24 protein-coding genes are annotated in these 26,547 nt (G+C 46.8%); 12 read left to right on the top strand and 12 right to left on the bottom strand.

The annotated features are described in order from the left end of the window. The first annotated feature begins 147 nt into the window (after nt 1-147). On the top strand, nt 148-1,179 hold the full coding sequence (locus EXW96_RS00545; RefSeq protein WP_054816982.1) for an LLM class flavin-dependent oxidoreductase: 1,032 nt from the start codon (nt 148-150) through the stop codon (nt 1,177-1,179). An 80-nt stretch (nt 1,180-1,259) separates the two neighbouring features. Here the strand turns inward: EXW96_RS00545 and EXW96_RS00540 are convergent, their stop codons facing one another. Together EXW96_RS00540 and EXW96_RS00535 are read right to left on the bottom strand one after the other, a co-directional pair. After that, on the bottom strand, nt 1,260-1,640 hold the full coding sequence (locus EXW96_RS00540; protein WP_137671013.1) for an ArsR/SmtB family transcription factor: 381 nt from the start codon (nt 1,638-1,640) through the stop codon (nt 1,260-1,262). Between the two features lies 1 nt (nt 1,641). After that, nucleotides 1,642-2,067: an SRPBCC family protein gene (locus EXW96_RS00535; protein WP_054816980.1), complete on the bottom strand. Its 426-nt coding sequence runs from the start codon at nt 2,065-2,067 to the stop codon at nt 1,642-1,644. Between the two features lie 202 nt (nt 2,068-2,269). Here EXW96_RS00535 and EXW96_RS00530 point away from each other — a divergent pair, with 202 nt between their 5' ends. The 9 genes from EXW96_RS00530 (at nt 2,270) to EXW96_RS00490 (ending at nt 13,077) form a co-directional block, all read left to right on the top strand. Continuing rightward, nucleotides 2,270-3,340, top strand: coding sequence for a ParM/StbA family protein (locus EXW96_RS00530; RefSeq protein WP_174349582.1), 1,071 nt, complete (start codon nt 2,270-2,272; stop codon nt 3,338-3,340). Nucleotides 3,341-3,345: 5 nt separating this feature from the next. Next, nucleotides 3,346-3,786 carry a hypothetical protein gene (locus EXW96_RS00525; RefSeq protein ID WP_062410234.1) on the top strand — a complete coding sequence of 147 codons (441 nt, stop codon included), beginning with the start codon at nt 3,346-3,348 and terminating at the stop codon, nt 3,784-3,786. 142 nt (nt 3,787-3,928) lie between these two features. Continuing rightward, complete coding sequence (locus tag EXW96_RS00520) at nt 3,929-5,806, top strand: PrpR N-terminal domain-containing protein (protein ID WP_174349581.1); 1,878 nt, start codon at nt 3,929-3,931, stop codon at nt 5,804-5,806. A gap of 352 nt (nt 5,807-6,158) precedes the next feature. Next, nucleotides 6,159-7,169, top strand: coding sequence for a TRAP transporter substrate-binding protein (locus EXW96_RS00515; protein WP_054816975.1), 1,011 nt, complete (start codon nt 6,159-6,161; stop codon nt 7,167-7,169). Between the two features lie 80 nt (nt 7,170-7,249). After that, nucleotides 7,250-7,771, top strand: a complete 522-nt coding sequence (locus EXW96_RS00510) for a TRAP transporter small permease (RefSeq protein WP_054816974.1) — start codon at nt 7,250-7,252, stop codon at nt 7,769-7,771. Between the two features lie 3 nt (nt 7,772-7,774). After that, complete coding sequence (locus EXW96_RS00505; protein WP_054816973.1) at nt 7,775-9,049, top strand: TRAP transporter large permease; 1,275 nt, start codon at nt 7,775-7,777, stop codon at nt 9,047-9,049. Nucleotides 9,050-9,120: 71 nt separating this feature from the next. After that, the gene (locus EXW96_RS00500) at nt 9,121-10,392 is read left to right on the top strand and encodes a nickel pincer cofactor-dependent isomerase, group 22 (protein ID WP_054816972.1); all 1,272 of its coding nucleotides are present in this window, start codon (nt 9,121-9,123) and stop codon (nt 10,390-10,392) included. 14 nt (nt 10,393-10,406) lie between these two features. After that, a complete protein-coding gene (locus tag EXW96_RS00495) occupies nt 10,407-11,828 on the top strand; it encodes an aldehyde dehydrogenase family protein (protein WP_062410227.1) in 1,422 nt (473 codons plus the stop codon). A gap of 46 nt (nt 11,829-11,874) precedes the next feature. Then, the gene (locus EXW96_RS00490) at nt 11,875-13,077 is read left to right on the top strand and encodes a hydroxyacid-oxoacid transhydrogenase (protein WP_062410226.1); all 1,203 of its coding nucleotides are present in this window, start codon (nt 11,875-11,877) and stop codon (nt 13,075-13,077) included. 80 nt (nt 13,078-13,157) lie between these two features. On the opposite strand, the gene EXW96_RS00485 is transcribed toward EXW96_RS00490, so the two are convergent. Next, complete coding sequence (locus EXW96_RS00485; protein WP_062410225.1) at nt 13,158-14,522, bottom strand: sodium-dependent transporter; 1,365 nt, start codon at nt 14,520-14,522, stop codon at nt 13,158-13,160. A gap of 230 nt (nt 14,523-14,752) precedes the next feature. Between EXW96_RS00485 and EXW96_RS00480 the strand changes: the two genes are divergently transcribed. Then, complete coding sequence (locus EXW96_RS00480; protein ID WP_074729520.1) at nt 14,753-15,283, top strand: sigma-70 family RNA polymerase sigma factor; 531 nt, start codon at nt 14,753-14,755, stop codon at nt 15,281-15,283. Beyond that, on the top strand, nt 15,270-16,088 hold the full coding sequence (locus EXW96_RS00475; protein WP_174349580.1) for a DUF4179 domain-containing protein: 819 nt from the start codon (nt 15,270-15,272) through the stop codon (nt 16,086-16,088). The genes EXW96_RS00480 and EXW96_RS00475 overlap by 14 nt, the downstream gene beginning before the upstream one ends. A gap of 200 nt (nt 16,089-16,288) precedes the next feature. Here the strand turns inward: EXW96_RS00475 and EXW96_RS00470 are convergent, their stop codons facing one another. The 9 genes from EXW96_RS00470 to EXW96_RS00430 form a co-directional block, all read right to left on the bottom strand. Beyond that, on the bottom strand, nt 16,289-16,810 hold the full coding sequence (locus EXW96_RS00470) for a hypothetical protein (protein WP_174349579.1): 522 nt from the start codon (nt 16,808-16,810) through the stop codon (nt 16,289-16,291). Between the two features lie 3 nt (nt 16,811-16,813). Continuing rightward, entirely contained in the window at nt 16,814-18,130 is a 1,317-nt protein-coding gene (locus EXW96_RS00465; RefSeq protein WP_054816968.1) for a hypothetical protein, read from the bottom strand. A gap of 75 nt (nt 18,131-18,205) precedes the next feature. Then, nucleotides 18,206-19,948 carry an S-layer homology domain-containing protein gene (locus EXW96_RS00460; RefSeq protein WP_174349578.1) on the bottom strand — a complete coding sequence of 581 codons (1,743 nt, stop codon included), beginning with the start codon at nt 19,946-19,948 and terminating at the stop codon, nt 18,206-18,208. An 864-nt stretch (nt 19,949-20,812) separates the two neighbouring features. Continuing rightward, nucleotides 20,813-22,315 (bottom strand): DUF4179 domain-containing protein, encoded by a 1,503-nt coding sequence (locus tag EXW96_RS00455; RefSeq protein ID WP_174349577.1) that lies wholly within the window; start codon nt 22,313-22,315, stop codon nt 20,813-20,815. Continuing rightward, complete coding sequence (locus EXW96_RS28365; protein ID WP_174349576.1) at nt 22,312-22,494, bottom strand: RNA polymerase sigma factor; 183 nt, start codon at nt 22,492-22,494, stop codon at nt 22,312-22,314. Before EXW96_RS28365 ends, EXW96_RS00455 begins: the two co-directional genes overlap by 4 nt. Before the next feature lie 70 nt (nt 22,495-22,564). Beyond that, nucleotides 22,565-23,344 (bottom strand): IS21-like element helper ATPase IstB, encoded by a 780-nt coding sequence (gene istB / locus EXW96_RS00445; RefSeq protein ID WP_174349575.1) that lies wholly within the window; start codon nt 23,342-23,344, stop codon nt 22,565-22,567. Continuing rightward, nucleotides 23,341-24,936: an IS21 family transposase gene (gene istA, locus EXW96_RS00440; protein ID WP_155615814.1), complete on the bottom strand. Its 1,596-nt coding sequence runs from the start codon at nt 24,934-24,936 to the stop codon at nt 23,341-23,343. The genes istB and istA overlap by 4 nt, the downstream gene beginning before the upstream one ends. A 63-nt stretch (nt 24,937-24,999) precedes the next feature. Next, a complete protein-coding gene (locus EXW96_RS00435; protein ID WP_174349574.1) occupies nt 25,000-25,428 on the bottom strand; it encodes an RNA polymerase sigma factor in 429 nt (142 codons plus the stop codon). 23 nt (nt 25,429-25,451) lie between these two features. Beyond that, entirely contained in the window at nt 25,452-26,366 is a 915-nt protein-coding gene (locus EXW96_RS00430; RefSeq protein WP_309224972.1) for a polysaccharide deacetylase family protein, read from the bottom strand. Nucleotides 26,367-26,547 lie beyond the last annotated feature (181 nt).

The raw sequence follows: 26,547 nt of genomic DNA, 5'->3' as shown, positions 1-26,547 counted from the left end.
TCCATGTATATATTCGGTTTCCATATCTAAAAATATAAATATATGAATAACTATCTATTGATGTGAGGAAATATACTGTAAGAATTTACTATACATCTGGAATTCATCGTTACGATGCTACATTTCCGGACGGAAGGGGAACCCGCCATGGTTAAAGGCAGTTCTACAGCTAAACAAATTCATGAAATTCCTGTTTCCATTTTGGATCTTGCCCCTATCGTCGTTGGCGGCACAGCGGCAGAATCCTTTAAAAATACACTCGACCTTGCGCGTCATGCCGAAAAGTGGGGTTACCACCGGTACTGGCTTGCGGAACATCACAACATGACAGGGATCGCCAGCTCGGCTACATCGGTCGTTATCGGGCATGTAGCTGCAGGTACGGAGAAAATCCGCGTGGGCTCCGGAGGAATCATGTTGTCTAATCACGCCCCGTTAGTCATTGCCGAACAGTTCGGGACGCTGGAATCCTTATACCCGGGACGCATTGATCTTGGATTGGGGAGAGCCCCTGGTTCAGATCAGCTTGCAGCGCGTGCACTGCGGCGGGGACTGGGAAGCGACGGTCACGATTTTCCCGAGCAGCTGAGCGAGCTTCGCAGTTACCTGAACCCCTCGCTGGGCAATCGCCCGATGGGTGTGCGAGCCGTTCCCGGCGAAGGACTGAATATCCCGATCTGGCTGCTCGGCTCCAGCGGTTTCAGCGCACAGTTAGCTGGACAGCTTGGTCTGCCTTTCGCCTTTGCCAGCCATTTTGCGCCGGATTACATCCTGCAGGCCCTGGAACTCTACCGCAGCCATTTCCGTCCTTCGGAAGCGTTGGAAGAGCCTTACGCCATGATCGGCGTTAACGTCTTCGCCGCTGATTCGGTGGAAGAGGCCCAGAGACTGGCGACCTCCCAGCAGCAGCAATTTCTCAATCTCATCCGCGGCCGCCCGGGCCAATTAAATCCGCCGGTGGAAAGCATGGAGCCGTTGTGGACCGCTCAAGAAAAAGCGATCGTTCAAAGTCAGCTGAGCTATACCGTTGCCGGGAATAAAGATACGGTGCGGGAGCAGTTGAACCGTTATCTTAAACTCACACAGGCCGATGAATTGATTGTGACGGGCCAGATTTATGATCACCAGGCCCGTTTGCGGTCCTATGAAATCCTCGCCGAGGTCATGAACGGAAACTAACAAACACATCATGGCTGTGAATATGGGACGTCAGCCAAAAAGAGAGGCAGCGCCGAGCTCCTCTCTTTTTGGTATGGAAATTATTCCTTTGTCTGAAGTTCAACTGCTCCAAGCGCCCCAGCAGGAACGTCTCCGTCCCTTTCATCCGATTCAACATAATGCTTCAAGGCCATGAGTTTATTTTCCCAGAACCGTTCATAGTAAGCCAGCCAACGCTTCAACTCGAGCAGGGGATCCGGATCAAGCCGGTATCGGGTCTCCCGTCCGACCTTCCTCTCTTTGACGAGTCCCACATCGGCCAGAACGCGCAGATGCTTGGACACCGCCGTCCGGCTCATCGGAAAGTATCCGCTGATGACTGTCACAGGCATCTCCCGATCGACAAGCAGTTGGAGCAGCTTACGCCGGGTCGGATCGGCGATCGCCTGAAAAACGTCATGCTTCGGTGCCGGTGCCGTCATCTTAACCCTCGACGTACTGGCCGAGCTTTTGAAGAAGGCCGATCCAGCCATGACCCATCCGTTCGCGAACCATCGCATGAGCTTGTCCGAATTCGGTAACCTTGTCCGCATCCCAGCCGGAATGAATCAGTGTAACTTCGGTTTGACCGTCTTTTTCGATTAATTCGAACGTAAGAAGCCAATCTTTGCCCCATTCAAAAGACAGACGGTGAGGCGGATCGATTTCGGTCACTTTACAAGGGGATTTTCCGAACGGCCCCGCTTCCAAATGAAACTCATGTCCGACTACAGGTTGAAAATCATTAGGCATAAACCAGGCGGCAAGGCCCTCCGATGTGGCGACGGCATCCCACACTTTTTGAATCGGAGCATTCAACAGCTGCGTCTGCCGGATGTCCGGCAGTGTATTCGGGCTTTTATTTTCCATCATCTTACCTCCAGGATCGATCGCCGATTTTCCATTCGGCCGTTTTCTAAAGAATACGAAACCTTTCGGTTTCATATGTTATATTTTATTACACATTTGGCTTCACGGCAATGCTTAGGTATTTGTCACATCCTTGCCCCCGTCGCCATATTATTTTGTATATTGGATTTTCACCCAAACATAAGGATATGGAGGGATATACTTGAGCAATCTTATAGTAATGGGAATTGATCATGGAAACGGGTATTTTAAGGGATACAGCAAGGATGTGAACGGGCTGGTTCTTCCGAGCGGCTTTCTGACGAAAGAGAGCGTGAGAAGAGAGGATTCCACAGGCGTAGGCGATATCCAATATAACGAGTTTGAGTCAAGCTTGTATGAAGGTGAGCAATATATGTGGGGGCAGGAGGTGAACGCAACCAAAGGTAAATTCCTGTCCACCTATACCAGCGAAGACCGGTATGCCCAAAAATATTACAAGTTGCTGAGTCAATTCGGCTTAGCCAGCTTGATCAATGAAGAAGGGTCATTCGACGTCTTTCTGGTTACCGGATGTCCTTCAAGAGAAAAAGGCACGAGGCGGGAACAGGAGATTGCCCGTGTATTCAAGGGCAAACACAATATCCTGATGAACGGCCAACAGAAGATCATTCATGTGAAGGAATGCAAGATTCTGCCTCAGCCGCTTGGAAGTATACTGGACTTATACATTGACGAAGAAGGACTGATTGACAGAAAAGAAATCGCAACCTCTTATATCGGCATTGTAGACATCGGTTCCGGTACGACGGATATTGACGGAATCGATTCCTTAAGGGCGATCCCCGAAGACCGGCATACCATCCCCGTAGGCGTTCATGAAATTTATCAACGTCTCGCCGATTACATCAATGCCCAAAGCCCTGATGCCTTCGCCACGCCAAAAAGTGTTGAGATGCAGTTCGACCGCTCCATCTACCAGGCTTCCAAACGCCTGACGATTCCTATTCAGGACATGAAAGAAAAAATTGTCCGTGAAACCGCTGAATACATCATCAATGAGCTTCAAATCCGTTGGAGAAACCGAAGCAAATTTGACATGGTGATTTTAACAGGCGGTGGTGTAAAGGTACTGCATCCTTGGTTTAAAGATTTTATTAAAGACATCACCGTAATTGAGGATTATCAATTATCCAATGCCCGGGGGTTCTGGAAATTCGGATTATTGCTTTCCAAAACTAATGAAGACGCGGTGGAAAGCCAGAATCGGCAGGCCGTCCTAATCAGGAGCTGATCAACGTGGCCAAGGCTGGATCTATTGTTTTTCATTTGAATTCCAGTGACCTTGAAAGCAAGGGCAAAGCTGATCGTTTAATGACCTTTTATAGACAACTGCTGAAAAACCGTCGTCTGACGCGATTTTGCAAAGAGGCTTTTATTGAAAAGGCCGAGCGCCAACTGAACGGGCAGGAGGAGCAATATACCTTGCTCAATTACTATATCAAGTCAAAAGGGATAGACTACATCCTGGATGCGGTGCAGGAAAAGGAAAAACGGCCATCGCCTGCTGCGGATGAGACGGAGATGAATAAAGCCGTCAATCACATCATTCAAGCCGTCCTAAAGGGGATTCAAACCGAGCTGCGCCGCCCAGCGCCTCCTATACCCGTAAATGCCCAAAACCCGGACCCCCTCTCTAAACCCAAGCCCGATTTGTTCAAGTTAAAGGCTTTACTGTAAAATAAAAAACTTGCCGCTGCCGACAGTACGATTCTGGTTACTGTTTGCCAGCGGCAAGTTTTATTTTCAGTGTTGAAACCTTGTAGGAGTTGGGCTACAATGAGTGTACTAAAATGCAACACATCGATCCGGAGGTCCTCCTATGAACAAAATCTTAGTAATAGCACCTTATCAAGGATTAAAGGAATTGTTTCTGGAAGTCAATGAGGACCTGCATAAAAATATTCACGTTGAAATGGGCGATTTATACAAAGGCCTGGCCATCGCCAAGGAGTACGAGAATAAGGGATTTGACGTGATTATCAGCAGAGGGGCTACAGCCCTGCTGCTCCAGGAGCATTGTCAGCTTCCCGTAGTAGATGTGAAAATTTCAGGCTATGATATTTTGCGGACGCTCACGCTGATCAAGGGGTATCCCGAAAAAATCGGGGTCATGAGCTATCACAATACGATTCAAGGTGCGGACGAGGTTGGAAAGCTGCTCGAAATGGATCTTACCTTCTTTCCGATCAGTACGGAAACGGAAATTGAAGACCAGATCCGATCGGCCATAGAGCAAAACATCCAAGTCATTATAGGGGACCAGATATCTACTTATACCGCATCCCAATTCGGTCTGAAGGCCATCTTGATCACCTCCGGAAGAGAATCGGTGGAAGAGGCGCTCAAAGAAGCGGAGAAGGTCGCTTACTATACGGCCAAAGAGAGGACTCTCCGCCAATTATACGAATCGATTATACGGGACTATCCTGACGGAATTCTGGTGACAGATAAACGAGGCAAGGTTCAGGTGCTGAACGATAAAGCGGAAAAGCTGCTTGATCTTACGAAAGAGCAAGCGACGGCACAAAAGCTGAAGTCGATTCATCCTGCACTAGGCGCCCCCTGTGATGCGACAAACGGACCCGGTACCAAGGAAATTATCGAGGTGAACGGGGAAACCGTCATTTTGAACAAAGGGCCTTTAGCCGTTCAGGGGAACCCGCCAAGCGAGCTGACGATTCTGCAGACGGTAAGCGATATCCAGGAAACGGAGAGCCTGGTTCGTCAAAAGCAATCGCTCAAAAGCTCGCGGGCTACCAAGCATTTCAATCACCTCGTTGCCAGTTCCCCGGCTATGAAAGAGGTGATCCGCACGGCCAAGCGATTTTGCAAATCAGACACACCTCTTTTGATTTACGGTGAACCGGGAACAGGCAAGCACAGTCTGGCTCAAGCAATTCATAATGAAAGCGGTCGCAAAAACCAGCCGTTTTTATTTATCAATTGCGAAGCCTTCAATGAAAAAAACATGGAGCTTGAACTCCTGGGCGATCACGAAGAGCAGACGCCGGGGATTTTTGAGCTTGCGCATGGCGGAACGGTATTTATGGATGCCATCGGAAAATTATCGCTCCCACTGCAGGCCAAGCTGATTAACGTTTTGCTGGAAAAGAAGGTGGCCCGTCAAAACGGCGGCAAAACGATCCCTATTGATGTCCGTATCATTGCCGCCCACTCCGAGTCCCTGCATGAGCTGGTGGAAGTACGCCGTTTCCGTGAGGATTTATACCATCTTTTGAATGGAGGAACGATTGTTATCCCTCCTTTAAGGGAACGGAGAGAAGATATCCGGGAATTGGTGCGCTGGTTTATCGTATCGGCCAATCCGAAATTCGGAAAACAAATTGTAGGTTGCCGGGAAGAGGTTTTGGACAGATTAACCCATGCTTCATGGCCGGGCAACGTGTTGGAATTAAAGCATATGGTGGAAAGAATGTGTGTATTTACATCCGGCCCTTTCATCGAACTGAAAGAAGTGCTGCCTTTTTTAGAGGAAATGGATATGAACGCAAACCACCATCCACATGTTCAAGGGATTGATATTGCGGGCAAAACATTAGATCAATTGGAGAAGGAAATCATTTCCAGGGTTCTGAAGGAGGAGGATTATAACCAAACGGCGGTAGCCAAACGGCTCGGTATTAATCGTTCGACATTGTGGCGTAAAATCAAGGAAATTGAAAAAGCCGATGGATAAGGGACAAGCATTGATAGCATATTAAGCAAAGTTTTACCATGTCACTTGAAACCGTCAGGTGAAATATCACCTTAAACGGAAGGGTGACTTTTTTGTTTTTGGATCATGTTGCTTTATTGCACAAATGGGTAATGAATCCTGTATTTGGTTTAATAACGGCTGGATGGATTCAAATAATATTGGATAATAATTCCTTGAAATTGTTTTATTTTGAAAAAATAATGATGCAAAATATAAAATCGTTTTATTTTACATCACTTTTTTTGAAATTTAGGTATTGTAATATTCAACAATTTCGTGTATTTTATTATTGAAAACGATTTCTTCATAACATTGTATCAGGGGGTATATCATGAAAAAACTAATATCTGTTTTGACACTTGCTTCTGTCCTCACCTTAACGGCATGCGGCGGAGGCGGACAATCGCAAGGCTCCACAGAAGGAGGAGCGAAAAAGGTTTCTCTGAAAATCGGACATACGCTGGCGGATACGTCCCATTATCAAAAAGGGATGGAAAAGTTTAAAGAGCTGGTTGAGCAAAAATCCAACGGCGAGCTTACGCTTCAGATCTTCCCTAACGGATCGCTTGGCGGCGAGCGCGATATGATCGAAGGCTTGAATGTGGGCAGCCTCGATATGGTATTGACTTCGACGGCTCCGATGAACGGTTTCGTTCCGGAAATTAGCGTTGTAGATTTGCCGTTCTTGTTCCGCGACGCCGATCATGCACATAAAGTATTCGACGGGGAAATTGGACAAGATCTGCGTAAGAAAGTGGAAGAGAAACTGCCGAGCGTAACGACACTGGCCTGGTGGGAAAACGGATTCCGTAATGTAACAAATAAAAACGCTGCCATTAACAAGCCTGAAGATCTGAAAGGCATCAAAATCCGGATCCAGGAAAATCCGATCCACAGCGATACCTTTAAGGCCTTTGGCGCCCAACCGACTCCAATGTCCTTTACCGAGCTGTTTACCGCGCTTCAGCAAGGTGTAATCGATGCGCAGGAAAATCCGGTACCGGTTATTTACACCTCCCGTTTCAATGAAGTTCAAAAGCACCTGACCATGACGCGCCATTTCTACTCTCCGTCGCTTTTGATGGTTTCCAAAAACACATTTAACAGCCTGACTCCAGAGCAGCAGAAAGCGCTTAGCGAAGCCGCTGTGGAAGCAGGAAACTACGAGCGTCAAGTAGTACAAGACATGGAGAAGCAATACCTCACAGAGTTGGCTCAAAAAGGTATGACGATTAACGAAAAGCCGGACATTCAGCCTTTTGTAGATGCCGTGAAGCCGGTATATGACAAGTATCAGCCGCAGTTCGGTGATTTAATCAAAAAAATTCAGGATGTAAAATAAGCTATCAAGAGAGCCACCGCGGCGGATGAGATTCTCATCCGCCATTCACCATCCCACAGATAAGGACAGGATGTGAACGTATGACTACGATCATTAAATATATAGACGGATTGAATAAGCTGTTGCGCTACCTGTGCGCGCTGCTGTTGGCCGTGATGTCGGTTGCTGTCGTATTCCAGGTCGTCATTCGCTTTGCAGGTAAATATATTGATGTTGAAATGCCCGACTGGTCGGAGGAGCTGGCGCGTTACTGCATGATCTGGCTTGTGTTTTTGGGTACGGCCTTGGCGGTTCGTTACAGCGCATTAATCGGCGTGGAGGCCATTGTTGAACGCTTGAATCCGACCTTGAAGCGGATTGTCCGCGTTCTGGTTACAGTGATTACCATGATTTTCTTTTTTATTCTCGTCTATTACGGATTCGAGATGCTGGGTCATGTTTCGGCGCAAGAATCCCCAAGCCTGCGTATCCCGATGTCGATTCCTTATGCGGCACTTCCCGTTAGCGGTATATTCATGCTCTTAAACGCAATCGCTGTATTGTTGGAAACCATTGTGGGAAAAGACGGACAACAAAAAGAAGTATTTTCGGGGAGTGAATAACGTATGGCGCTGACTATGCTTGTTTCTTTATTGATTTTACTGCTGCTCAGCGTGCCTGTAGCACTGTCATTAGGACTTGCTTCTACGATCGCTGTTCTTAGCGACGGCAACATGCCTTTGCTTGTTCTGGTTCAGCGGATGTTTGCGGCATTGGACGTTTTTCCGCTAATGGCTATCCCTTTCTTTATTTTAGCCGGCTCTCTTATGGAAACCGGCGGAATCTCACGTCGATTGGTCAACCTGGCTAACTCCCTCGTTGGGGGCATGACGGGCGGTCTGGCGGTTGTAACCGTCGTAACGGCCATGTTCTTCTCCGCCATTTCCGGTTCCAGTGCGGCTACGACTGCAGCCATCGGGTCGATTCTGATTCCGGCCATGGTGCAGCGCGGCTATGATATCCGGTTTGCTTCCGCTACTCAAGCGGTATCCGGTGAATTAGGGGTTATCATTCCTCCTTCTATTCCAATGATTCTGTTTGGTATTTCCGCAGGTGTATCCATTGGCGATTTGTTCTTGGCCGGTTTTATACCCGGGATTATGATTTCGTTCTCCCTGATCCTCACCTGCTGGTTTATTGCCAAGCGTAAAGGCTATAAAGGAAAATCGGGAATCACCATGGCGATGAAAGTCCAAGCCTTCAAAGAAGCTTTGCTCGCACTTCTTATGCCTGTCATCATTCTCGGGGGAATTTACGGCGGATTGTTTACACCGACGGAAGCGTCCGTTGTCGCCGTTGCCTATGCGTTTATCGTAGGAGTATTTATTTATAAGGAAGTTAAATGGAAGGATCTTGTGAATATCTTCGCCAAGTCGTCCATTACGACTGCGATCATCATGGTCATCATTGCCAATGCCGGTATGTTCGGATGGATCTTGACCCGTGAACAAATTCCACAGCAAATCGGAGAGTTCTTCACTTCCATCTCCAGCAGCCCGATCGTTTTCTTGTTCTTGATCAACTTATTGCTCTGGTTTGTGGGTATGTTCTTTGAAACTTCCGCAGCGATCATTATTCTGGCTCCGCTGTTAACGCCTGTAGCGGTTGCGCTCGGCATCGATCCTGTTCACTTCGGTATGATCATGATCGTCAACCTGGCTATGGGTATGGTTACACCACCTGTCGGCGTGAATCTGTTTGTCGCTTGTCAAATTGCAGGTATACGATTGGAACAAATTATGAGACCGTTGGTTCCTTTCTTGTTCGTGCTTGTCGTGGATATATTAATCATTACTTATGTTCCAAAAATTTCACTACTCTTGCCTCAACTATTTAAATAAGCGCAAAGTCTGGTTATTTTGGGTAGAGAGATAGAATACACTATTCGGATTAGAAAGGTGCTGTCTAAACCATGCTGTTTCCAAAATGGGTGAAGATTAAGCAGCGATTTACCGGACCTGTTGTAACCGACATTGATGCGACCATCGCGCAGGAATTCGCAAAGGTCGGCCTGGCTGAAAAAATCAAGCCGGACCAACGCATTGCGATTACCGTGGGAAGTCGGGGAATTGCCAATATCTCGACCATCGTGAAAGCGGCGGTTCAAGAGCTGAAGAAGATCGGTGCAATCCCCTTCATTATTCCAACGATGGGAAGTCACGGCGGCGCAACAGCGGAAGGCCAAGTCGAAGTGCTGGAGAGCTTAGGAGTCACCGAGGACTTCTGCGGCGCGCCTATTCTGTCTTCCATGGAAGTGGTCCAGGTAGGTGAAACTCCCCAAGGGATGCCGGTCTTTGTAGATAAATATGCTGTAGAAGCTGACGGCGTCCTGCTCATGGGAAGAATCAAGGTGCATACCGATTTCAAATCACCGATCGGCATTGAGAGCGGTCTGATGAAAATGGCTGCGATTGGTATGGGCAAGCACAAGCAAGCGCTGCTGATTCACAGCTATGGCGTGCATGGCATTCGCGACATCATGCCAGAAGTCGCCAAGGTGATGCTCCAAAAAGTGAATATTGTGTGCGGCGTGGGCATTGTAGAAAATGCCTTTGAACAAACCGCTATCATTGAAGCGATCCCGACGCCGCTTATCCCGCAGCGTGAATCAGAGCTGCTTCGGCAATCCGCCGCTTTAATGCCTAAGCTTCCTGTTGAGGATATCGATGTTCTTATTGTTGATGAAATTGGAAAAAACTACAGCGGAACCGGAATGGATACGAACATTATCGGACGTATCCGGATTTTGGGCGTTCCTGAGCCCAGCAGTCCGCGTATCAAATATATTATCGCGAGCGATGTCAGCGAGGAGTCGCATGGCAATGCGCTGGGCATCGGGCTTGCGGATGTAACGACCAAACGATTGTTTGATCAAATTGATTTTCAAAAGATGAACGAGAATGTCATCACCAGCACATTTTTGACCCGGGCGGCCGTGCCGATTGTGCTCGACAACGACCGTGAGGCATTGAAGACTGCACTCCGCTCCAATTGGGGCGTAGAACCGGAGCGGGCCAGAATTGTCCGCATTCCAAATACGCTTCATTTGGAATATCTATACGTTTCGGAACCGCTTTTGCCGGAAATTCTCAATCAGCCTCACATTGAGGTGCTCGGGGAACCGGAAGAGATGAGCTTCGATTCGACAGGTTATTTTCCAAAAACAGATTTTACTCATGCCTGAGGAGGAGAGAGAACATGGAAACTTACGGTCATTACATTAACGGAACATGGATCCATGATGAGAACAACTTTACGGTTTACGACAAGTACACGGGAGAAGCGATAGCCACCGTAGGGAATGCATCGAAAGAAACCGTAAATAAAGCTGTTGAATCTGCACTCGAAACGTTCCGTTCCCGTAAACTGAGCCCTACCCAACGTTACGATATCTTGATGAAAGCCGCCGGCATCATTCAAGACCGCAAGGAAGAATTGGCGCTTGTGATGGTGCGCGAGGTAGGAAAAGTGCTGAAAGACGCGCTTGCCGAAATCGACAGAGGCACCCAAACGCTCATCGCATCGGCGGAAGAAGCCAAGCGCATTGCCGGTACAGGCATTCCTTTGGGACAGCCCGGCAATGACCAAAAAATGGCTTTCAGCATTCGGGTTCCGGTAGGCGTGGTCTGTGCGATTACTCCTTTTAATTTTCCGTTCAATTTGACTGTCCATAAAGTAGGGCCGGCCATTGCAGCCGGAAATACCATTGTATTAAAGCCGGCGGAGATGACGCCCATCATCGCTTGCAAATTGGCTGAAATTTTGACGGAAGCCGGACTTCCCGCAGGTTTCTTAAATGTGGTCAACGGCCTAGGCTCGGAAATGGGCCAATATTTGTTGGAAGATGAGCGCATCGCAATGTACACCTTTACGGGCAGCCCGGGTGTCGGACGTCATATCAAGAGCGCGACAGGCATCCGCAAAGTGACGTTGGAGCTTGGCAACAATTCTCCCAACATCGTGCATCGGGACGCCCCTGATCTGCAAAGAGCGGCGGAGCTCTGCGTCACACGCGGCTATTCCAATGCCGGTCAGGCATGTATTTCGGTTCAGCGCGTCTATGTTCACCAAGACGTATTTAACGAGTTTGTAGACAAAGCCATCCAAGTTGCCCAAAAGCTGAAGGTCGGCGATCCGAAAGACCCTTCAACCGATATCGGCCCGATGATTGCCGAGAGAGAAGCGATTCGTGCTGAATCCTGGATTAAAGAAGCGGTGGCGCAAGGCGCCAAGATCGCTTTCGGAGGTACACGGGAGGGAGCTGTTTTACAGCCTACCATCTTAACGAACACCACCCCTGACATGAAAGTGATGTGCCAAGAGGTATTCGCGCCTGTCATCAGTATTGTGCCTTACGAGGACATTGACGATGCATTCCGTCAGGTCAATGATTCCCGCTTCGGACTTCAGGCCGGGTTCTTCACCAATGATCTTCAATTGGCCATGCGTGCCGCTCATGAACTGGAGTTCGGCGGCGTAATCATCAATGACGTTTCCACTTATCGTGCGGATGTTATGCCTTATGGCGGTGTCAAGGACAGCGGAACCGGAAAAGAAGGCCCTCATCATGCGGTTCAAGAAATGACGGATGAGAAGATTGTCGTTATTCATATGCAATAAGCAGCCGGAATGATTATTATATCTTAATAGATAATGGGGTATGAACATGAGAAACGTCTGGGAGTATTTCTCAACGGGACAAATCGTATTTGGTAATGGTGCCATCCGTGAATTGGACAGAGTGTTGAAGCGTCTTAAAGCAAACCGCGTTCTGCTGGTTACCGACCCGGGAATCAAGCAAGCGGGCATTGCCGATAAAGTCATTTCTATTTTGCAAGACGCCGGTTATACGATCGTCGTGTATGACAAAGCTGTACCAGAACCTCCGGTAAGCTCGGTATTAGAGTGTTTCGCATTCGCCAAGGATCAATTGAATCCCGATGCCGTTATCGCTCTTGGCGGAGGCAGCAGCATTGATCTGGCGAAAGTGGTGGCCTTATTGATGGCTCACGGCGGACATCCGCTGGATTACGTTGGAGAGAATCTGGTTCCGGGGCCGATTGCTCCTTTAGTTGCCATACCAACGACAGCAGGAACGGGCTCCGAGGTCACATCCGTTGCGGTACTTACCGATACGGACAACAATCTTAAGGTAGGCGTTTCCGACAATTACCTTCGCCCGGCTGTCGCCTTGCTGGATCCCGAATTAACGCTTGGGCTTCCCCCATACGTAACGGCATGTGCCGGAATCGATGCCTTATCGCATGCCATTGAGGCTTATACAGCCAAAAACCATAAGTATATTCAAGCGGAAGGCAGCATCTTGTTCCAAGGCTCCATTCCGATCAGTGATGCGCTGGCCATGGAAGCCATTCGCCTCATTGCCGGCAATTTAACCGTCGCCGTACAGCAGGGCAGCAACGTAGAAGCCAGATCGAATATGCTTCTTGGCAGCCTGCTCGCAGGCTTGGCTTTCTCGAATGCCGGGACAGCTGCAGCCCATGCGCTGGCTTATCCGATCGGCGGTCTGGTCAAATCGCCTCACGGCGAAGTGACGGGGCTCCTTCTGCCATATGTCATGGATTTCAACGGCGATGTTGAACCTGAAAAAATGGCCAATATCGCAAGAGCGTTTCATGTGAATGTGGACGGATTAACGGACCGGGAGATCGCGGAAAAAGCATCCTCTGCGGTATTGGACACCTTGCGCGCAATCGGTCTGCCTACAAAGCTGTCCCAGATCGGTATCCGCGAGGAAGACATTCCGCATATTGCTCAAACCGCTTTAACCATCGCGCGTCTTGTCCGAAACAATCCAAGGGTTCCTACACAAAAAGGATTTGAGGAGCTTCTTCGCAAAGCTTTATAATTAAGCCTGGAATGAAAATAGGCTTTACTTAAATGATTGGGGAACAGTATACCTGTTCCCCTTTTCTTGTTCATATATAGTTATTTTAAGGAAATCAGCCCTACCGAATACAGGAAAATGAGCACAATCAGGATCGGAGACACTACACGCAGCAAGAACATCCATAGCTTATACCAGATACCCGACAGTCCCGCTTCCTCACCTGCACGTTTCCATGCATACCCGGTAAACAATGTAATGATAAGACCGCCCAGCGGCATTAATATATATGAGGTAGTAAAATCGACCAAATTGAAAATCGTTTTGCCTCCAATTTGGAATGGGGCGAGGATTCCCGCAACGGAAAGGGTTGACGGAATACCCACTAAAAAACAGATGATTGATGTATACACCGAAGCTTTTTTACGGCTCAGCTGCCATTTGCGCATAACGTATGCTACGGGCACTTCTAATATAGAGACCGCAGAGGTTAGTGCAGCAATAGCCAGCAGCAGGAAAAATAAGCCCCCAAAGAAAAATCCAAACGGCATTTGCGAAAAAGCCACAGGCAGTGCCATAAAGACCAATCCTACACCTTCGCCGGGCTGAAGCCCATAGGAGAAAACGGTAGGAAAAATAACCAGGCCAGCAATCAACGCGTAAAACAAATCGCCAAATCCAACAGCTAGCGTAGCGGCACCCAAGGATTGCTCTTTCTTGACATAAGACCCGTAAGTGAGCATACAGCCGAATCCGAGTGATAAGGAGAAGAATGCATGCCCCAGTGCCACTAGCGCCGATTCCGCATTAAGTTTTGTAAAATCGGGCTTTAAGAAAAAGCTTACCCCCTCTTCTGCCCCCGGAAGCGTAAGGGATCGAACCATAAGAATAAGCAAAATCAGCAAAAAGCCTGGAATCAAAATCTTATTAAACTTTTCAATTCCACCGGAAATGCCTTTGGCTATAATCCACCCCGTGAGCAGCATAACTACGGCTTGCCAAAACAACGGCATATATCCGCCGGCAAAGGATTCGAATTTCTCTTTATAGTCGACGCCCGATTGAAACAGCAAGCCCGTGAACGATTCTACTGTATAATGCAATGTCCATCCGACTACAACGGCATAATAAGACATGACCAGAAAAGCCGTTATGACAGGGAACAGTCCGAGGATGCCCCAATATTTTTTGCCTGACAGGTTAAACAAGGAAGTGGATGCATTGCCCCTTCCTCCGCGGCCGATCGTCAACTCTGCAAGCAAAATCGGCAGTCCTGCTACAATGAGACAAATGATAAACAATAGGAAAAATGCGGCTCCACCGTATTGTCCTGTAATATAGGGAAACTTCCACATATTCCCCAAACCTACCGAGCTTCCGATTGCCGCCAAAATAAACCCGGTGGAAGTAAACCGTTCGCTTAGCCCTGCCTTAGGAGAAGACTGGGATGCTGGTATCTTTCTCATGATAGTTCTCCTGTTCTCTAGATGTTTACTAAAATACTAAATTAGCATAAAACGAATTCTCATTTCTGTCTACTAGAGAATAATAATTAACAATAATTGACATCACGAGTGCTCATAGAATTCAATAAAAAATGAAAAAAAGTTGATCTAAATTAAACGGATGTGGGAACCTTTCCCCATAGTTACGGACTCAAATAGATGAAAATAACTTCAAGGGGGTGAAAACCTGGATGGAAGAAGACGTAAGGAAAGCTCAGCAAGGTGATCGAGATGCTTTTACGAGATTGATAAAAAATATGGAGGGAAATCTGTATCGCATAGCATCGTCGATATTGAAATCTGATCAGGAAAAATTAGACGCAGCGCAGGAGGCGATCATCAAAGCGTATGTTTCGCTTCCAACATTGAACCATCCTCGCTTCTTTAAAACATGGATGATTCGCATCCTTATTCGGGAATGTATGCGCATCGCCCGATCACGTAAAAAAGTAATCCCCATAGGGGAAATAGTCGAACCTGCAGCCGATCAACGTTTCGAAAACCGTATTGAACTGCAGGAAGCAATCAACAGCTTGGAAGAAGATCATCGGACTGTCATCCTCTTACACTATATGGAAGATTTATCGATTAAGGATATCGCCGAGATTTTGGAACAGAGGGAGGGAACAATAAAATCCAGGCTTAATCGCGCACGAAAAAGATTATCCCAATTCATGAGCGATCACTACAACGAAAGAGGTTTTGTGAATGAACGAATATAATATCGATCAAGCGTTGAGACATATGAGGCAAAAAAGGAAAAACTCCGTCCCCGAGTTTTTCAGTAATGGTATAGAAGAAGTATTAACACGCTTGCCTGAACAAATGAATGAAGCGAAAACAGAGACGAAGAAGAGATTAAAGTGGGGCTGGGTACAAACCACGGCGGCAGCCTCCATTGTTTTCTCCTGCATCATTTATTCCGGATTTGCTTCGCCCGCAATGGCTTCGATCCTAATGAAAATACCAGGTTTACATTTTATATACTCCGCGACCTATGAAGATGTTTCAAAACAGCCTGAAGACCCACATTTGCTTCGAGGTTCGCAGTTTCATTTTGGCAATCATGGTCCGTTTGACGTTATAGATAAAATGGGCCCAAATATCAAGCAATTTACTGCTTACTCCGAAATGGAGCAATATATTGGGATGGAAATACCACGGATTCCTGATCAAGAGGGGAGCATCCGGGTTACAGATTATAATGGAATAGGCTATGAAATCCATGCCTTTAACAGATCGGGGATGCTTTTAGACGTCGTTCCTAATGCGGTTAACCTTCCACAGTTTGAAGGAAGTAGTGTAAATCCTGTTATCAAATCAACGACGGATTTAAACGGACTGGAAGCGGATGTTCTTTCTTATCAATTCAGTACAAAGAATCCGGATGATCGCACCAGCTATATAACTTGGCAGCGAAATGGGTTTACACTTATTTTAGCCGGAACCCAACCCATAAACCAATTGATCGAGGTTGCGCAAAACATAGACAAACAAGCAATGAGGATGAAAGCGGACAAAAAATAAATTTTATTCAAAAACAAAAACTTATATGCAGTACTGTCAATACTTTTGTCAAGAATAATTGTCAGTCATGTTATTGCGACATATATCTTTACTTTCCACTGCTACTTCAATCTCTGCTTTACCATAGATATGTCTAACATGAAACAGGAGCCCCAAAAATGGGCTCCTTGATCATTCTAACACGCAGCATATTAATATTATTAATTCCAGAATAAATATGTCGCCACGATAACCGATACAAGCAACCCTGCCGCAAACATAGCCCACCTTCCGGCCAATTGCTTTTTCTGCGGTCGATGCGTATCCCGGATCATCTGCACTTGATCGTACAGAAACTCAATATGCGATGCAGTCCGCGTATGGACGCTCTTGGCCTTGTCCAACTCATCCAGGATTTCATCCATGACCGCGACATTTTGTGCATGGTAGACGGCCAACGTCAGCACCAGCTTGATTGTTGTCTGTTGGGCTTGTGTCAAATCCCTCATGAGCGATATCATTTCTTTGTTTGTGGAACCGGTAATCGATCCAATGACACGCCCGATCACTCCCTGATTTTCAAGCCGATCCAGCCGGTGCTCAATAGATGAGAGCTGAGAAAGGGATTGTTGAACAATGGACTTTACCTGGTTTTGATCAACCAGCCGCGGGTTTTCTTTAACAACTTCATTAACCTGCTGTTTGCTTGGGAGGCTAACTGCTTTTTCATTCATTTGCGTCACAGGTTATCGTCCTCCTTGCAGACGGTTTCGCATGCTATCCAATCGGGATAGAATGCTGTCTGCCTGTTGACTGTAGTCGATTCGCATCCTATTGTCGTTGTCCCGCTCCAACTTGGTGTAGATGTTGTCGGCCTGCATGCGGTCGGCAATCATATCATCAACGGTGGAGAGAGCCTTTGCCAATGTATATCCGTTCATCTCGGTAAGCTGTGCGACGTAAACCGTACCGTTGTTCAAGAGTTTCACATTAGCATGTACGGCTCTTGTTGTTTCCAACACTCCGCCAAACATACCATCGCCGTATGCTTCATCCAGCAACCGGCGAAGTGTTACACCGACGACGAAACCGACGCCAGCACCGATGATACCGCCCGGAATGAACAACGATAAGCCTGCCAACGCACCTCCGGTTATGGTCCCTTTTAGACCGTCCTTTGCCATTTTCATCTTCATCTCGTCAAATGTGATCTTCCCCGATTTATACTGCAAGTAAGTGACGAGGCCGGATACCGTTACGGAAATAACTGCTCCGATTGCCGCCCCGCTAATCATTTCACCTGCAACCGAACCCGGTGTCATCCCAACGGCAAGCTGCTCGTTCAGGATTTTATTGCTCAACTCATTGGCTGAGTCCAGATTGTCTTGAAGCGTCCCCATCACCTTTGTCGGATTCGGAATGCCTAGTTCATGGGCACGATCAATCAATTCCTGTGGGCCAACAAGGACAGTGGTCGGTTTGTAATGGTCGTTGTTCAGAAAATCCTTCAACGTCTCGTTGATGCTGTCTGCGGAACGAAGCGTCTTGACTTGGTACTCGTTGATGATCTCCCCGGTCAGGCGGTTGTACTCTATTGCATCAATGCCGGGGTTGTTGCTGACGATTCTGCCAGCCGCGTTACGCGGAAAATCAATTTTCGTAAAAATATTGCGGATGTGCCCTTGCATTTCCCGAACGAAATCGACTTCGCCAGCCGCGTCCCCCTGAATGCGGCTTAGGGCATTGGCAGCAGCGTTATTGCTTCCCTGCAACTGCTCTTCAAGCCACTCTTTCAATCCATCGGTTGTCTTAAATGCATCCACATTCGGAAATTTCTCCTGAAGCGTCTGAGTGATTTTTACTTCACGTACAAATGCATCGGTTCCCTCGAACACATTTGGGATTCCGTAACGGGCTACCTCATATGTAGGGATGGTTGTGGCGATATTAATGAAATTAGCGATCTCTTTCTCGGTGAGATTATGATGCAGATGCCGGACGCCGATAGTACTCGTGATTTCGTGATCCATTCGGCATTTCTTGCAGTAGTAGCTGTTGTTCAAACGGTTTCCTCCATGAATCCAGACTAAAAAAGCAGAGGGAGCACGCAGCTCCCTCCTTTGTAATGATGCGGAATTTTACAGGTTGATACGCCGGATCGCATTGCTTTCTTTATCATAGAGGATGACATTGCCGTTATTATCGAAGCTTATCAGATCGATCTTTTTAATGGGCAGGCCATCATTGTAGATAAGGTCATTTCCATCTACAAAGGTAGACATATTTCCATCTGTACTCAATTCGTAGATGGTAGCTCCGCTGGTCAAATAAAATTTGCCCTCGTGAGCCGTGACGCTGTCATATTGGGTATTATCATAATCAACGACTTTATCCACCTTGAGGGGAAATAACTGAACACTATAGAGCTTGCTTCGACCGAAAACAAATACTTTGTTGTCTGTCGCAAATGCCGTGGCAACCGGAGCATAGCCATAATAGTCAGACACATCAATGTCGTTGTATGTTGAACTGCTGGCGAGAAGGTCTGCCTGAGCGGAAAGTTGCCCCTGAAAGATGCTCGATTCATGAGCCCCGGTTATACCATAAATAACAGAGTTGTTATCTGGGAATGCAATGAAGTCATAATAGCGTCCGGACTTTTGCCCATAAGCGGCCATGTTGATGCCGGTTGAAATATCATAGATAACAGCATCGGTTCCATATTTGGATGGCAGGTAAACATTTGATGCCAAATACAGCTTATCGTTTGCATAGTTATAAGCCAGTTTCATTGGCATCAAATTTGTGTAATCGAAGTGAGTCACCTGACTTCCATTCTTGAGATCCCAGTTGAACTCATGGTTAATCGTCTTGTACGTTTCGACCGTTCCATTGGAACTGTTGAATTTGCGAATCTTCTTCTTTTGACTGTCCAAGAAAAAGACGTTGTTATTCTTATCGACAACCATACTGTCGACAACGTTGATTTTCGCCATGCGTACAGGCCCGTCCACATCCCCTTGACCGTTACCGCCAACTAAAGTATCTACACTGAATTTCACCGCCTGTGATGGTTGTTGCGGGTTGCTTGGTGTTGACGGATTTGTTGTTGGCGATGTTGGGTTCGTTGTTTGACCCGGTTGAGTTACCGGCGGTACAGATGGTGTGGTCGTTTGTTCGCCGCCTATGGTTTTGTTGTCATTTCCAAACTGGAAGGCCCGCCAAAGCATTACCGTAGCTTCAGCCCGGGTAACCGTTGCTTGCGGACGGAACGTTTCATCCGGGAACCCGGAAACCAGCCCATTTTCCACTGCGATGGCTACGTAATCCTTAGCAGACTCGGAGATACCGTCATAGTCCTTAAACATAGCTTGGATCGTGCTATGGTCGGGCAAGCGGCTCATATCATATCCTTTGAGCTTCACAAGGGCAACCGTGATATCCTCCCGTAATGCAGGTGACGCAGGATTGAAGATATACTCCCCGCTCGCAGTACGGTATCCGCTCATGTAGTCCTTGACGGCTTCCACAAAAGGAGATGCCCAATTTGTAACCGGAATATCAGAAAACGATGAATAATTCACCTTTTTCGCTTGAATTCCTGAAGCGGTCAGCATGATCTTGGCGAATTCAGCACGTGTGATGGTGTTGTCTGGACGGAACTTTTTGTCAGGATAGCCATCGATCACTTTTCTGTTGACCATTTCAGCTATGTACTTGTACGCCCAATGCGTCGGTGGAAGGTCAGTAAATGACACGGTCGGCGAATTGGCAGGTGCATTTTGCCACTCCTCTCCGTATTCAGGCAGTGCCGCTGACGCCGCGCCGACTGTACCAAACAGTAATACAAAGGTGATAAGCAGAGTTGTCATTTTCTTCATTGCTTTTGTTTCCCCTTTTCTTTGGAGTGTCCTGACCGTTATAGGTAACATGGAGCAATTTGTTCAGTGTCTTTCTGTTTTGTGATACCCCCTATCAAAAAATGTAGAATCTTGGAAGTTGCTATACGAGGACATTATACAACAAGCTGCCCATCTATGTGTAGTTCAATTGTCACTGTCATAGGATAATCGTCCCAATCACACTCTGCTAAGATGAAGTTGAGGTGATACTTAATGGATTTCAAGCAAACGGTAGGTGAACAAATTCGTAGGGTACGTAAACTCAGAGGAATGACGCGAGAACAGTTGGCTGAACAATCAGGCTTATCTTCAGCTATATAAATGACGTGGAAAGAGGCATTCGTAATATATCTCTGGAATTCCGAGTGAGGCTGGGAATGGAAAAGCGGGCAATGGAAGGCAAGTTCAATGGAGGAAGAGTGCTGGGGTACGACAACATGGATAAGGAACTAGTCACAATGAAAATGAGGCCGTCATTGTTCGCAGGCACCAAGAAGAGTCGGGCGGCAGATCACCAAGATTAATCTTCTTTTTCGACTTTACTATCGATGCATTACACAAGGACTCCGCAACACTGCTTAGCCGTCTAGCGGTCGCCCAACAATTAGATTGTATTGCCCCTCTGGAATCCTTCGTATTGGACAGCCTGAATCAAACAATACTGACAGCCTCAGGGACTTGATGAACTCCCTTAATATTTTACCCTTAGCGATGATACGGTTCACCTTACACGCTATAACGGCTAAATCTTCACAGTTTTGCGATCTAAAACAATAAAACCCCCAGACCATTTAATATGGAACTGGGGGTCGCTTTTAAAATATTCAGTACTCCCGAATATTATTATTTTAATTTTATCAAGTAATCTTGATTGACAGCAACTTTGGCGTTCACACGCTGCAATGAGATCGTATAGCTGTCCAGCATAGGTGCGGGGATATAAAGGTCAAGGTATGGCAAACCTATATCGCTGCTTTCAGCCCTCTCCCATCCTTCTATCTTGAACTCCTCACGCAAGGCATCCAAGTTTCTACCAATTTCCTTATTTTTTGCCATTTCGGCGTAATAATCCGGAATATAGAACCTTACGCCATCTAAAATCTTTTGATCAGGGTATTCCTTTTTAATTTTTAGATGGATGTATCCGTTTTTGAACTCCGCTCCCTCAATAACGATAAGTCTTTTTTTAAATTGCACGGTTTTGGGAAAAGTATCATTCTTTGAGAGTTCGAAGGTGCCGCTCGGATCTTTTTCGGTTACCGAAACCGTACCGATATGCAATTGCAATGCCGCCGTATCTTTTTCGAAAAATATTGACGACGAAAACGGCAACTGTTGTTTGCCATCCTCCAGCATCAGGGCGGGACCGGACGGATCGTACTTGTATACATTTCCCTTCTCATCTTTCAGATACGGAGCCATCCCCTCTTCTCTCGGGAAATCCAAAGTCAAGCCATTTTTATCGTAAAGAATCGCATTCATCGTTGTCGGTTGAATGGTCAACTTTTCCAAAATGAGTTCCTTCAGATCGGGGTCGAAGACCGCAATTGGAAGCGATTGATTGGGTTCGTACACTTTATTATGAAGCAGTTTATTTTGATCGACTGGAACAGCAATCATTCCCATTTGCTCGATATCCGCACGTTTAATCTCTCGGTTTAAAATAAGCTTCCTCACTTCAAATTGAAGCTCTTTTTCCTTTGCCAGAAACTCTCGCGCCGCATTTTCCGGTAGCTGAAATTTATAAGAAACTTGAAGGACCGGTCCTTTGCTTTCATCCGTTGTTTCGGCAATCGTGGTGCCCGTAGTTGAACCACCACCTCGTAAATTGATCGGAGCGACTTCAATATGAACGTTGCTTCTGCCATCCCTTACGTCATATTCGTTTGTGCGAATGAATGCCTTAAACAATAGTTCCTCGTCGGTTAAATAGATATCACTTATCGTTACGGTGGTCCCGCCAAATTGCGCGGTTTTCGCCTCAATAGGCGTGTACCCGTTTTCAATAGCTACTTGAACTCCATCTTGACCTCTTAAGTGATTGAGCCAATCAACAGCAATATCAAATCCGGGGACTTCTTTCATATAAGCGGCAAATGCGGGGGACATGGATACACCCACAGAAAATGTACCGGTTAAGATGGCAATAGCCGCCGCAGACTTCGACAAAATCGAAAAAAGATTGAGCTTGTGCCGCCCGTTGGGTCTACTTTTGATCACAGAAGTTTCCCGCTCCCTCTCATAAATATCGGGGACTTCTTTTGCGAAACGATATAGGGAATTCGGAACGGCAACTTTGGATAAGGACTGTTGCAACTCTGATTTGAACTGCAATTCATTTTTCATAGTTGAGCCACCTTTGTATTTAAGTCCGGAAACGATACTAATTTGCTAAGTCGGATTCTCGCACGATGAAGCCGGGTTTTGACAGTTCCCTCATTAACATGCAACACATTCGCAATCTCATCGATTTTCATTTCTTGAAAATAATAAAGGACAATGACCGTTCGCTGCTGTATATCCAAGTGTATTTGTCAACTGAAAATCCGGCCACATAATCATTTAATTTCCGGCCACGCGGCATAAAAATAAAAGCTACGCCAACTGCTGTTTTTGCAACCACTCCTTTGTTTCTTTCATGCGATATGAATTTCCGTTCATGTTGACGATGTAAGACTGATGCGTCAGCCGGTCAATCATCGCAGCGGTCATCACCGGATCTTGAAAAATCTCACCCCATCGTTCAAAGGACAGATTGGTCGTAATGATCGTCGATTTACGTCCAGCCCGAAGTGACAGATGGGTAAACAATAATTCAGACCCTTCTTTATCAAACGAGATGTAACCCATCTCATCAGCTATGACCAGATCATACTTCTCGAAACGGTTCTGGAATGCACGTAGAGTCTGTTCCGACCGGCATTCCCTGATCCGGTTCACGAGCAGGGGGACGGTTGTAAACCATACTTTGTAACCCTCCAGGCAAGCTTTCAGACCTAACCCGATGCTAATGTGCGTTTTTCCAGTCCCTGGGTTTCCGGACAGAATTACGTTGCGCCCTTCTCGGATAAAATCTAGCGTTTTCAACAGTTTTAACTTCTTCTGTGCATCTTCCGGCAAGTCCCCGACAACCAAATCTTCGAGATATTTTTTGTGCGTAAATTCCGCCAACCGTATTCGGTTGTACCGGGACGCTTCCCGACGGGCATCGCATTCCTTTTCGAGAAGTTGCGTCAGAAATTCTTCGTAACTGGCGTCCCGTTGAGTCGCTTCCTGAATTTGCTCTTCCAAATGCTTACGAATCATCGGGAGCCGCAATTCTTTGCTGTATTCCAGAATCATTTCCTTCAACGCCTTGCGCGGCGAGTGGCTCATGCAGCGCCCTCCTTCGTTTCTGTCGGCCTAGTATCAAACAATTCATCGTACATGCGCAAATGCTCAACTGATCGCTCCGCAATCTCTTGGCCGGTTTCCGAATGTGTCGTCCGAACCACCGGCGCCAGATCTCGGTTTTTGGCACATAGCACTTTAATTTTATCCGTGGTTACATGGGCTGGGTGGATCCACTCCAATTCCTGAATAGCTTGCTCGATCTCCGCGAAACTGGCATCATCTCGAATATATTGCAATAGTTGTACAAATTCCTTGTTGCGTCTGGTATAATACCTTTCGTAGATTGTTTTTATCTTTTTGGGAGCCTGTTGCCACGCCGCGCTACCGGCGAATGCACCAGGTTTTTTCTTTAGCGTATCTAAATAATGGTTCAAGTCCAGCCGCCACTCATGGCTGCCGGTACACCGTACATGCTCCGCTACTTTCGTTTCTTGGTGAAAACAAAGCACTCGGGTCGAGTACACCTTGATCATGATCGATTCTCCAACCAGATGATCTGGTACGGAGTAACGATTTTGGTCCACCATAATCGTCGCGTATTTATCCGCCCGCCCGTAAAGTACACGGGCTGCGTCAAACGGGGGCGGGGAAGGCAAAAGGGTGGGGCGTTCTTCTTCCAGTCGTTCCTTCGCCGTCTGGCCGTTATTCTCGGTTTGCGGCTTTTGGTTGCGCTGAGTGCACACCTCCTGTAAATATTGGTTCGCTTCTTCAAGCGATTCAAATTCGTGCCGGAAGGCGAAGGCTTTCCGACGCACGACTTCTACGCTGCGTTCCACATGTCCTTTCTCATTGCCGCTGCGAATATTGCAAAACCGGAATTGAAAGCCGTAATAAAGCGACAGTTGGAGTAATCCTTGTGTCGGCTCCTTATCCGTTCCGACGAACCGTTTCACCGCGACTTTCATGTTGTCATACACCATGGTTCGATACACACCGCCGATATGCTGAAAGAACAGGGCATGTGCTTCTTGGAAGCATTCCGTCGTTTGCTTGGTGAACAGGTATGCAAAACGGTAATTCCCATATGCGGATGTGAAGACTGCCATCTGAAAAGTTTGAAACTTTCCATTAATTTTGAGCTTCACTTCACCCCAATCGAATTCGCAAATGTCCCCAAGCTCATACAGTGCCTTTATGTATGCTTCCTTTGGTTTTCGTTCCAAACTACGAACCGTCCGAAGAACAGTACTATAGCTGATTTGGATACCTTCGGCTTCTAGTGCCTCGAAGATATCTACCGCCTTCTTTTGCTGTTTGCGTTGCCCTTGGCTTCGCTTTACTTCGTTCTCATCCAGATGAGCCTGAATCTTAGCTGTCATTTCGTCGGTCAGTTTTCGTTTGGGTCGAATTCCGACTGTATACTTGGGCGCGGTAGTGAGGGCATCAATCAGTGCTTGGATATCCACCGAGTTGTTCCCCTCAGCTAGTAGCTGTTGTCTCCTTTCCTCATATTGCCTGATGTACTTCCCAACCGTCTCCCGATGGATCCCTGTCAATCTTGCAATCTCCCGGCGCGACCTCCCCTCATGAATATGCATCATTAATATTTGTTGCATCGTGTTCATCGCGATCATTCTCTCCCAGCCCCTACTTGTTGATTTTCTCTCCAAGTAGGTTTATCGGTTGTGGCCGGTTTTTCAATGATTTTGCTGGCCTGTTTTTAAGTTACCATAGACATCCAAGGACATGACCGCTTCCAAAATCTCACTTGATTGCTCTTTTCGAAGTATTTTTTCTACAGGTGATGAGGAAGTGTCGTTTACGATAACCGATTCAATATCCAAACCATCAAATCGGTTTTCCTTTCTTACAAGATCCAATGCCCTGTTTGCTATAACGCGGCTGAACCAGCCATTAAAATGTCGGATTTCCTTGCCTGCCTTGATCGATTGGTACGCTTCGATCATCGCATTTTGTACGGCTTCCTCCGCCAAATGCGGTGAGCGCAAAATGGCCAAAGCGGTATGATAAGCTTTTGGAATTAATGGTTCCACCAGTTTAGCGAAAGCTTCCTTTTTACCGCTTCGAATTTCTTCAAGTAATCGATGTTCACTTTGGGATTCCATAAAGTACCGCCTTTCATTTCTGTTCAACTATTATATAGGCGTCTATAATCGGTTTTTGGTTCTTCATTTTGGTGCTTTTCAAAAATATTTTTTATATAATGCCATAACGCTTCTGCAGTCATATAGGGCTCACCTGCGTTGATTCTTCGTACGAACCGACTGTCGGGCACGTTCATACCTTCCTCAATTGTAAAAAACAACTCGATTCCCACCCTTCCTCCCTCCTCTACGACTGCCGTATTATAAGCACCGAATGGAAAAGCCAAAAGCTTCGGCTGGAAACCCAGTTCTTGCTGCAGCCTTTTTTCCATGAACTTCATATCTGTGGATATCCTATTACGATACTCATTTTCATCCTCTTGTCTCTTTTTCTGCTCCAAATATAACTGAGAGGTTAGAGCCGGTCCAACTTGACCCTGAAGGTCGGTCTGAACATAACGGTGCAGATTATAAGTGTGGCTGTAAATTCCCATGCCTTTCTCTTTGAGTTCACGCATTTGATCCCAAGTTAAGTGGGGCTCCGCATCCGGATTGAACAAATCCGATGAAACGCCTACCACAAAATTGCTTGCAGTAACGCCAAACTCCTGCAAAACGGGAAAGGCTACGTTGTAAAATGATTCATACCCGTCATCAAAGGTGAGCACAACCGCGTTGGCCGGCACTGGCTTTCCGTCTAGCATGAATCGGACAAACGCATCCATTGTAATGATCCGGAATCCTTTCTCTTTCAACATACGCAAGTGCTCTCTAAATTGGTCGATGGTCACGGTAGAATGATTCTGCTTTCCGGGTTCAAAACTTTCCACGACATCATGGTACAACAACACGATGGCTTTATCACGGTAATAGACAGGATGGATGGATTCTTGAACTACCCCAGCCACCGTTTGAGCCAAGAGAAAAAGCCCCAATAAGGCGAAAACGAACCTGTTCACCGATTCTCCCTCTTTTTGTTTGATACGCGCGTTCATTCTATAGGCGTATCACAAAACAAAAAGGTTACAGGAGACCTACGGATACGATAAAGGCATTTTTTTAAAACGGCGAAGGGACTTATGCTTTCTACAAGCAAAGTCTCCCCTCCAGGTACAATTTTGTCTTCGTTTGGTCATCCCA

Origin of the sequence: Paenibacillus sp. JMULE4, from assembly GCF_013337105.1 — a bacterium.
Lineage (GTDB): Bacteria > Bacillota > Bacilli > Paenibacillales > NBRC-103111 > Paenibacillus_G > Paenibacillus_G naphthalenovorans.
The sequence above is the reverse complement of the archived record's forward strand: the minus strand, read 5'-3'. Positions and strand labels throughout refer to the sequence as shown.

Excerpts from the sequence above, each read along its gene's own strand:
- EXW96_RS00545 (WP_054816982.1), top strand. The coding sequence starts at position 148 with ATGGTTAAAGGCAGTTCTACAGCTAAACAAATTCATGAAATTCCTGTT.
- EXW96_RS00480 (WP_074729520.1), top strand. The coding sequence starts at position 14,753 with ATGGAAGAAGACGTAAGGAAAGCTCAGCAAGGTGATCGAGATGCTTTT.
- EXW96_RS00510 (WP_054816974.1), top strand. The coding sequence starts at position 7,250 with ATGACTACGATCATTAAATATATAGACGGATTGAATAAGCTGTTGCGC.
- EXW96_RS00455 (WP_174349577.1), bottom strand. The coding sequence starts at position 22,315 with ATGAAAAATGAATTGCAGTTCAAATCAGAGTTGCAACAGTCCTTATCC.
- EXW96_RS00540 (WP_137671013.1), bottom strand. The coding sequence starts at position 1,640 with ATGACGGCACCGGCACCGAAGCATGACGTTTTTCAGGCGATCGCCGAT.
- EXW96_RS00535 (WP_054816980.1), bottom strand. The coding sequence starts at position 2,067 with ATGGAAAATAAAAGCCCGAATACACTGCCGGACATCCGGCAGACGCAG.
- EXW96_RS00520 (WP_174349581.1), top strand. The coding sequence starts at position 3,929 with ATGAACAAAATCTTAGTAATAGCACCTTATCAAGGATTAAAGGAATTG.
- EXW96_RS00475 (WP_174349580.1), top strand. The coding sequence starts at position 15,270 with ATGAACGAATATAATATCGATCAAGCGTTGAGACATATGAGGCAAAAA.
- EXW96_RS00490 (WP_062410226.1), top strand. The coding sequence starts at position 11,875 with ATGAGAAACGTCTGGGAGTATTTCTCAACGGGACAAATCGTATTTGGT.
- EXW96_RS00435 (WP_174349574.1), bottom strand. The coding sequence starts at position 25,428 with ATGGAATCCCAAAGTGAACATCGATTACTTGAAGAAATTCGAAGCGGT.
- EXW96_RS00500 (WP_054816972.1), top strand. The coding sequence starts at position 9,121 with ATGCTGTTTCCAAAATGGGTGAAGATTAAGCAGCGATTTACCGGACCT.
- EXW96_RS00485 (WP_062410225.1), bottom strand. The coding sequence starts at position 14,522 with ATGAGAAAGATACCAGCATCCCAGTCTTCTCCTAAGGCAGGGCTAAGC.
- istA (WP_155615814.1), bottom strand. The coding sequence starts at position 24,936 with ATGATCGCGATGAACACGATGCAACAAATATTAATGATGCATATTCAT.
- EXW96_RS00495 (WP_062410227.1), top strand. The coding sequence starts at position 10,407 with ATGGAAACTTACGGTCATTACATTAACGGAACATGGATCCATGATGAG.
- EXW96_RS00515 (WP_054816975.1), top strand. The coding sequence starts at position 6,159 with ATGAAAAAACTAATATCTGTTTTGACACTTGCTTCTGTCCTCACCTTA.
- istB (WP_174349575.1), bottom strand. The coding sequence starts at position 23,344 with ATGAGCCACTCGCCGCGCAAGGCGTTGAAGGAAATGATTCTGGAATAC.
- EXW96_RS00505 (WP_054816973.1), top strand. The coding sequence starts at position 7,775 with ATGGCGCTGACTATGCTTGTTTCTTTATTGATTTTACTGCTGCTCAGC.
- EXW96_RS00460 (WP_174349578.1), bottom strand. The coding sequence starts at position 19,948 with ATGAAGAAAATGACAACTCTGCTTATCACCTTTGTATTACTGTTTGGT.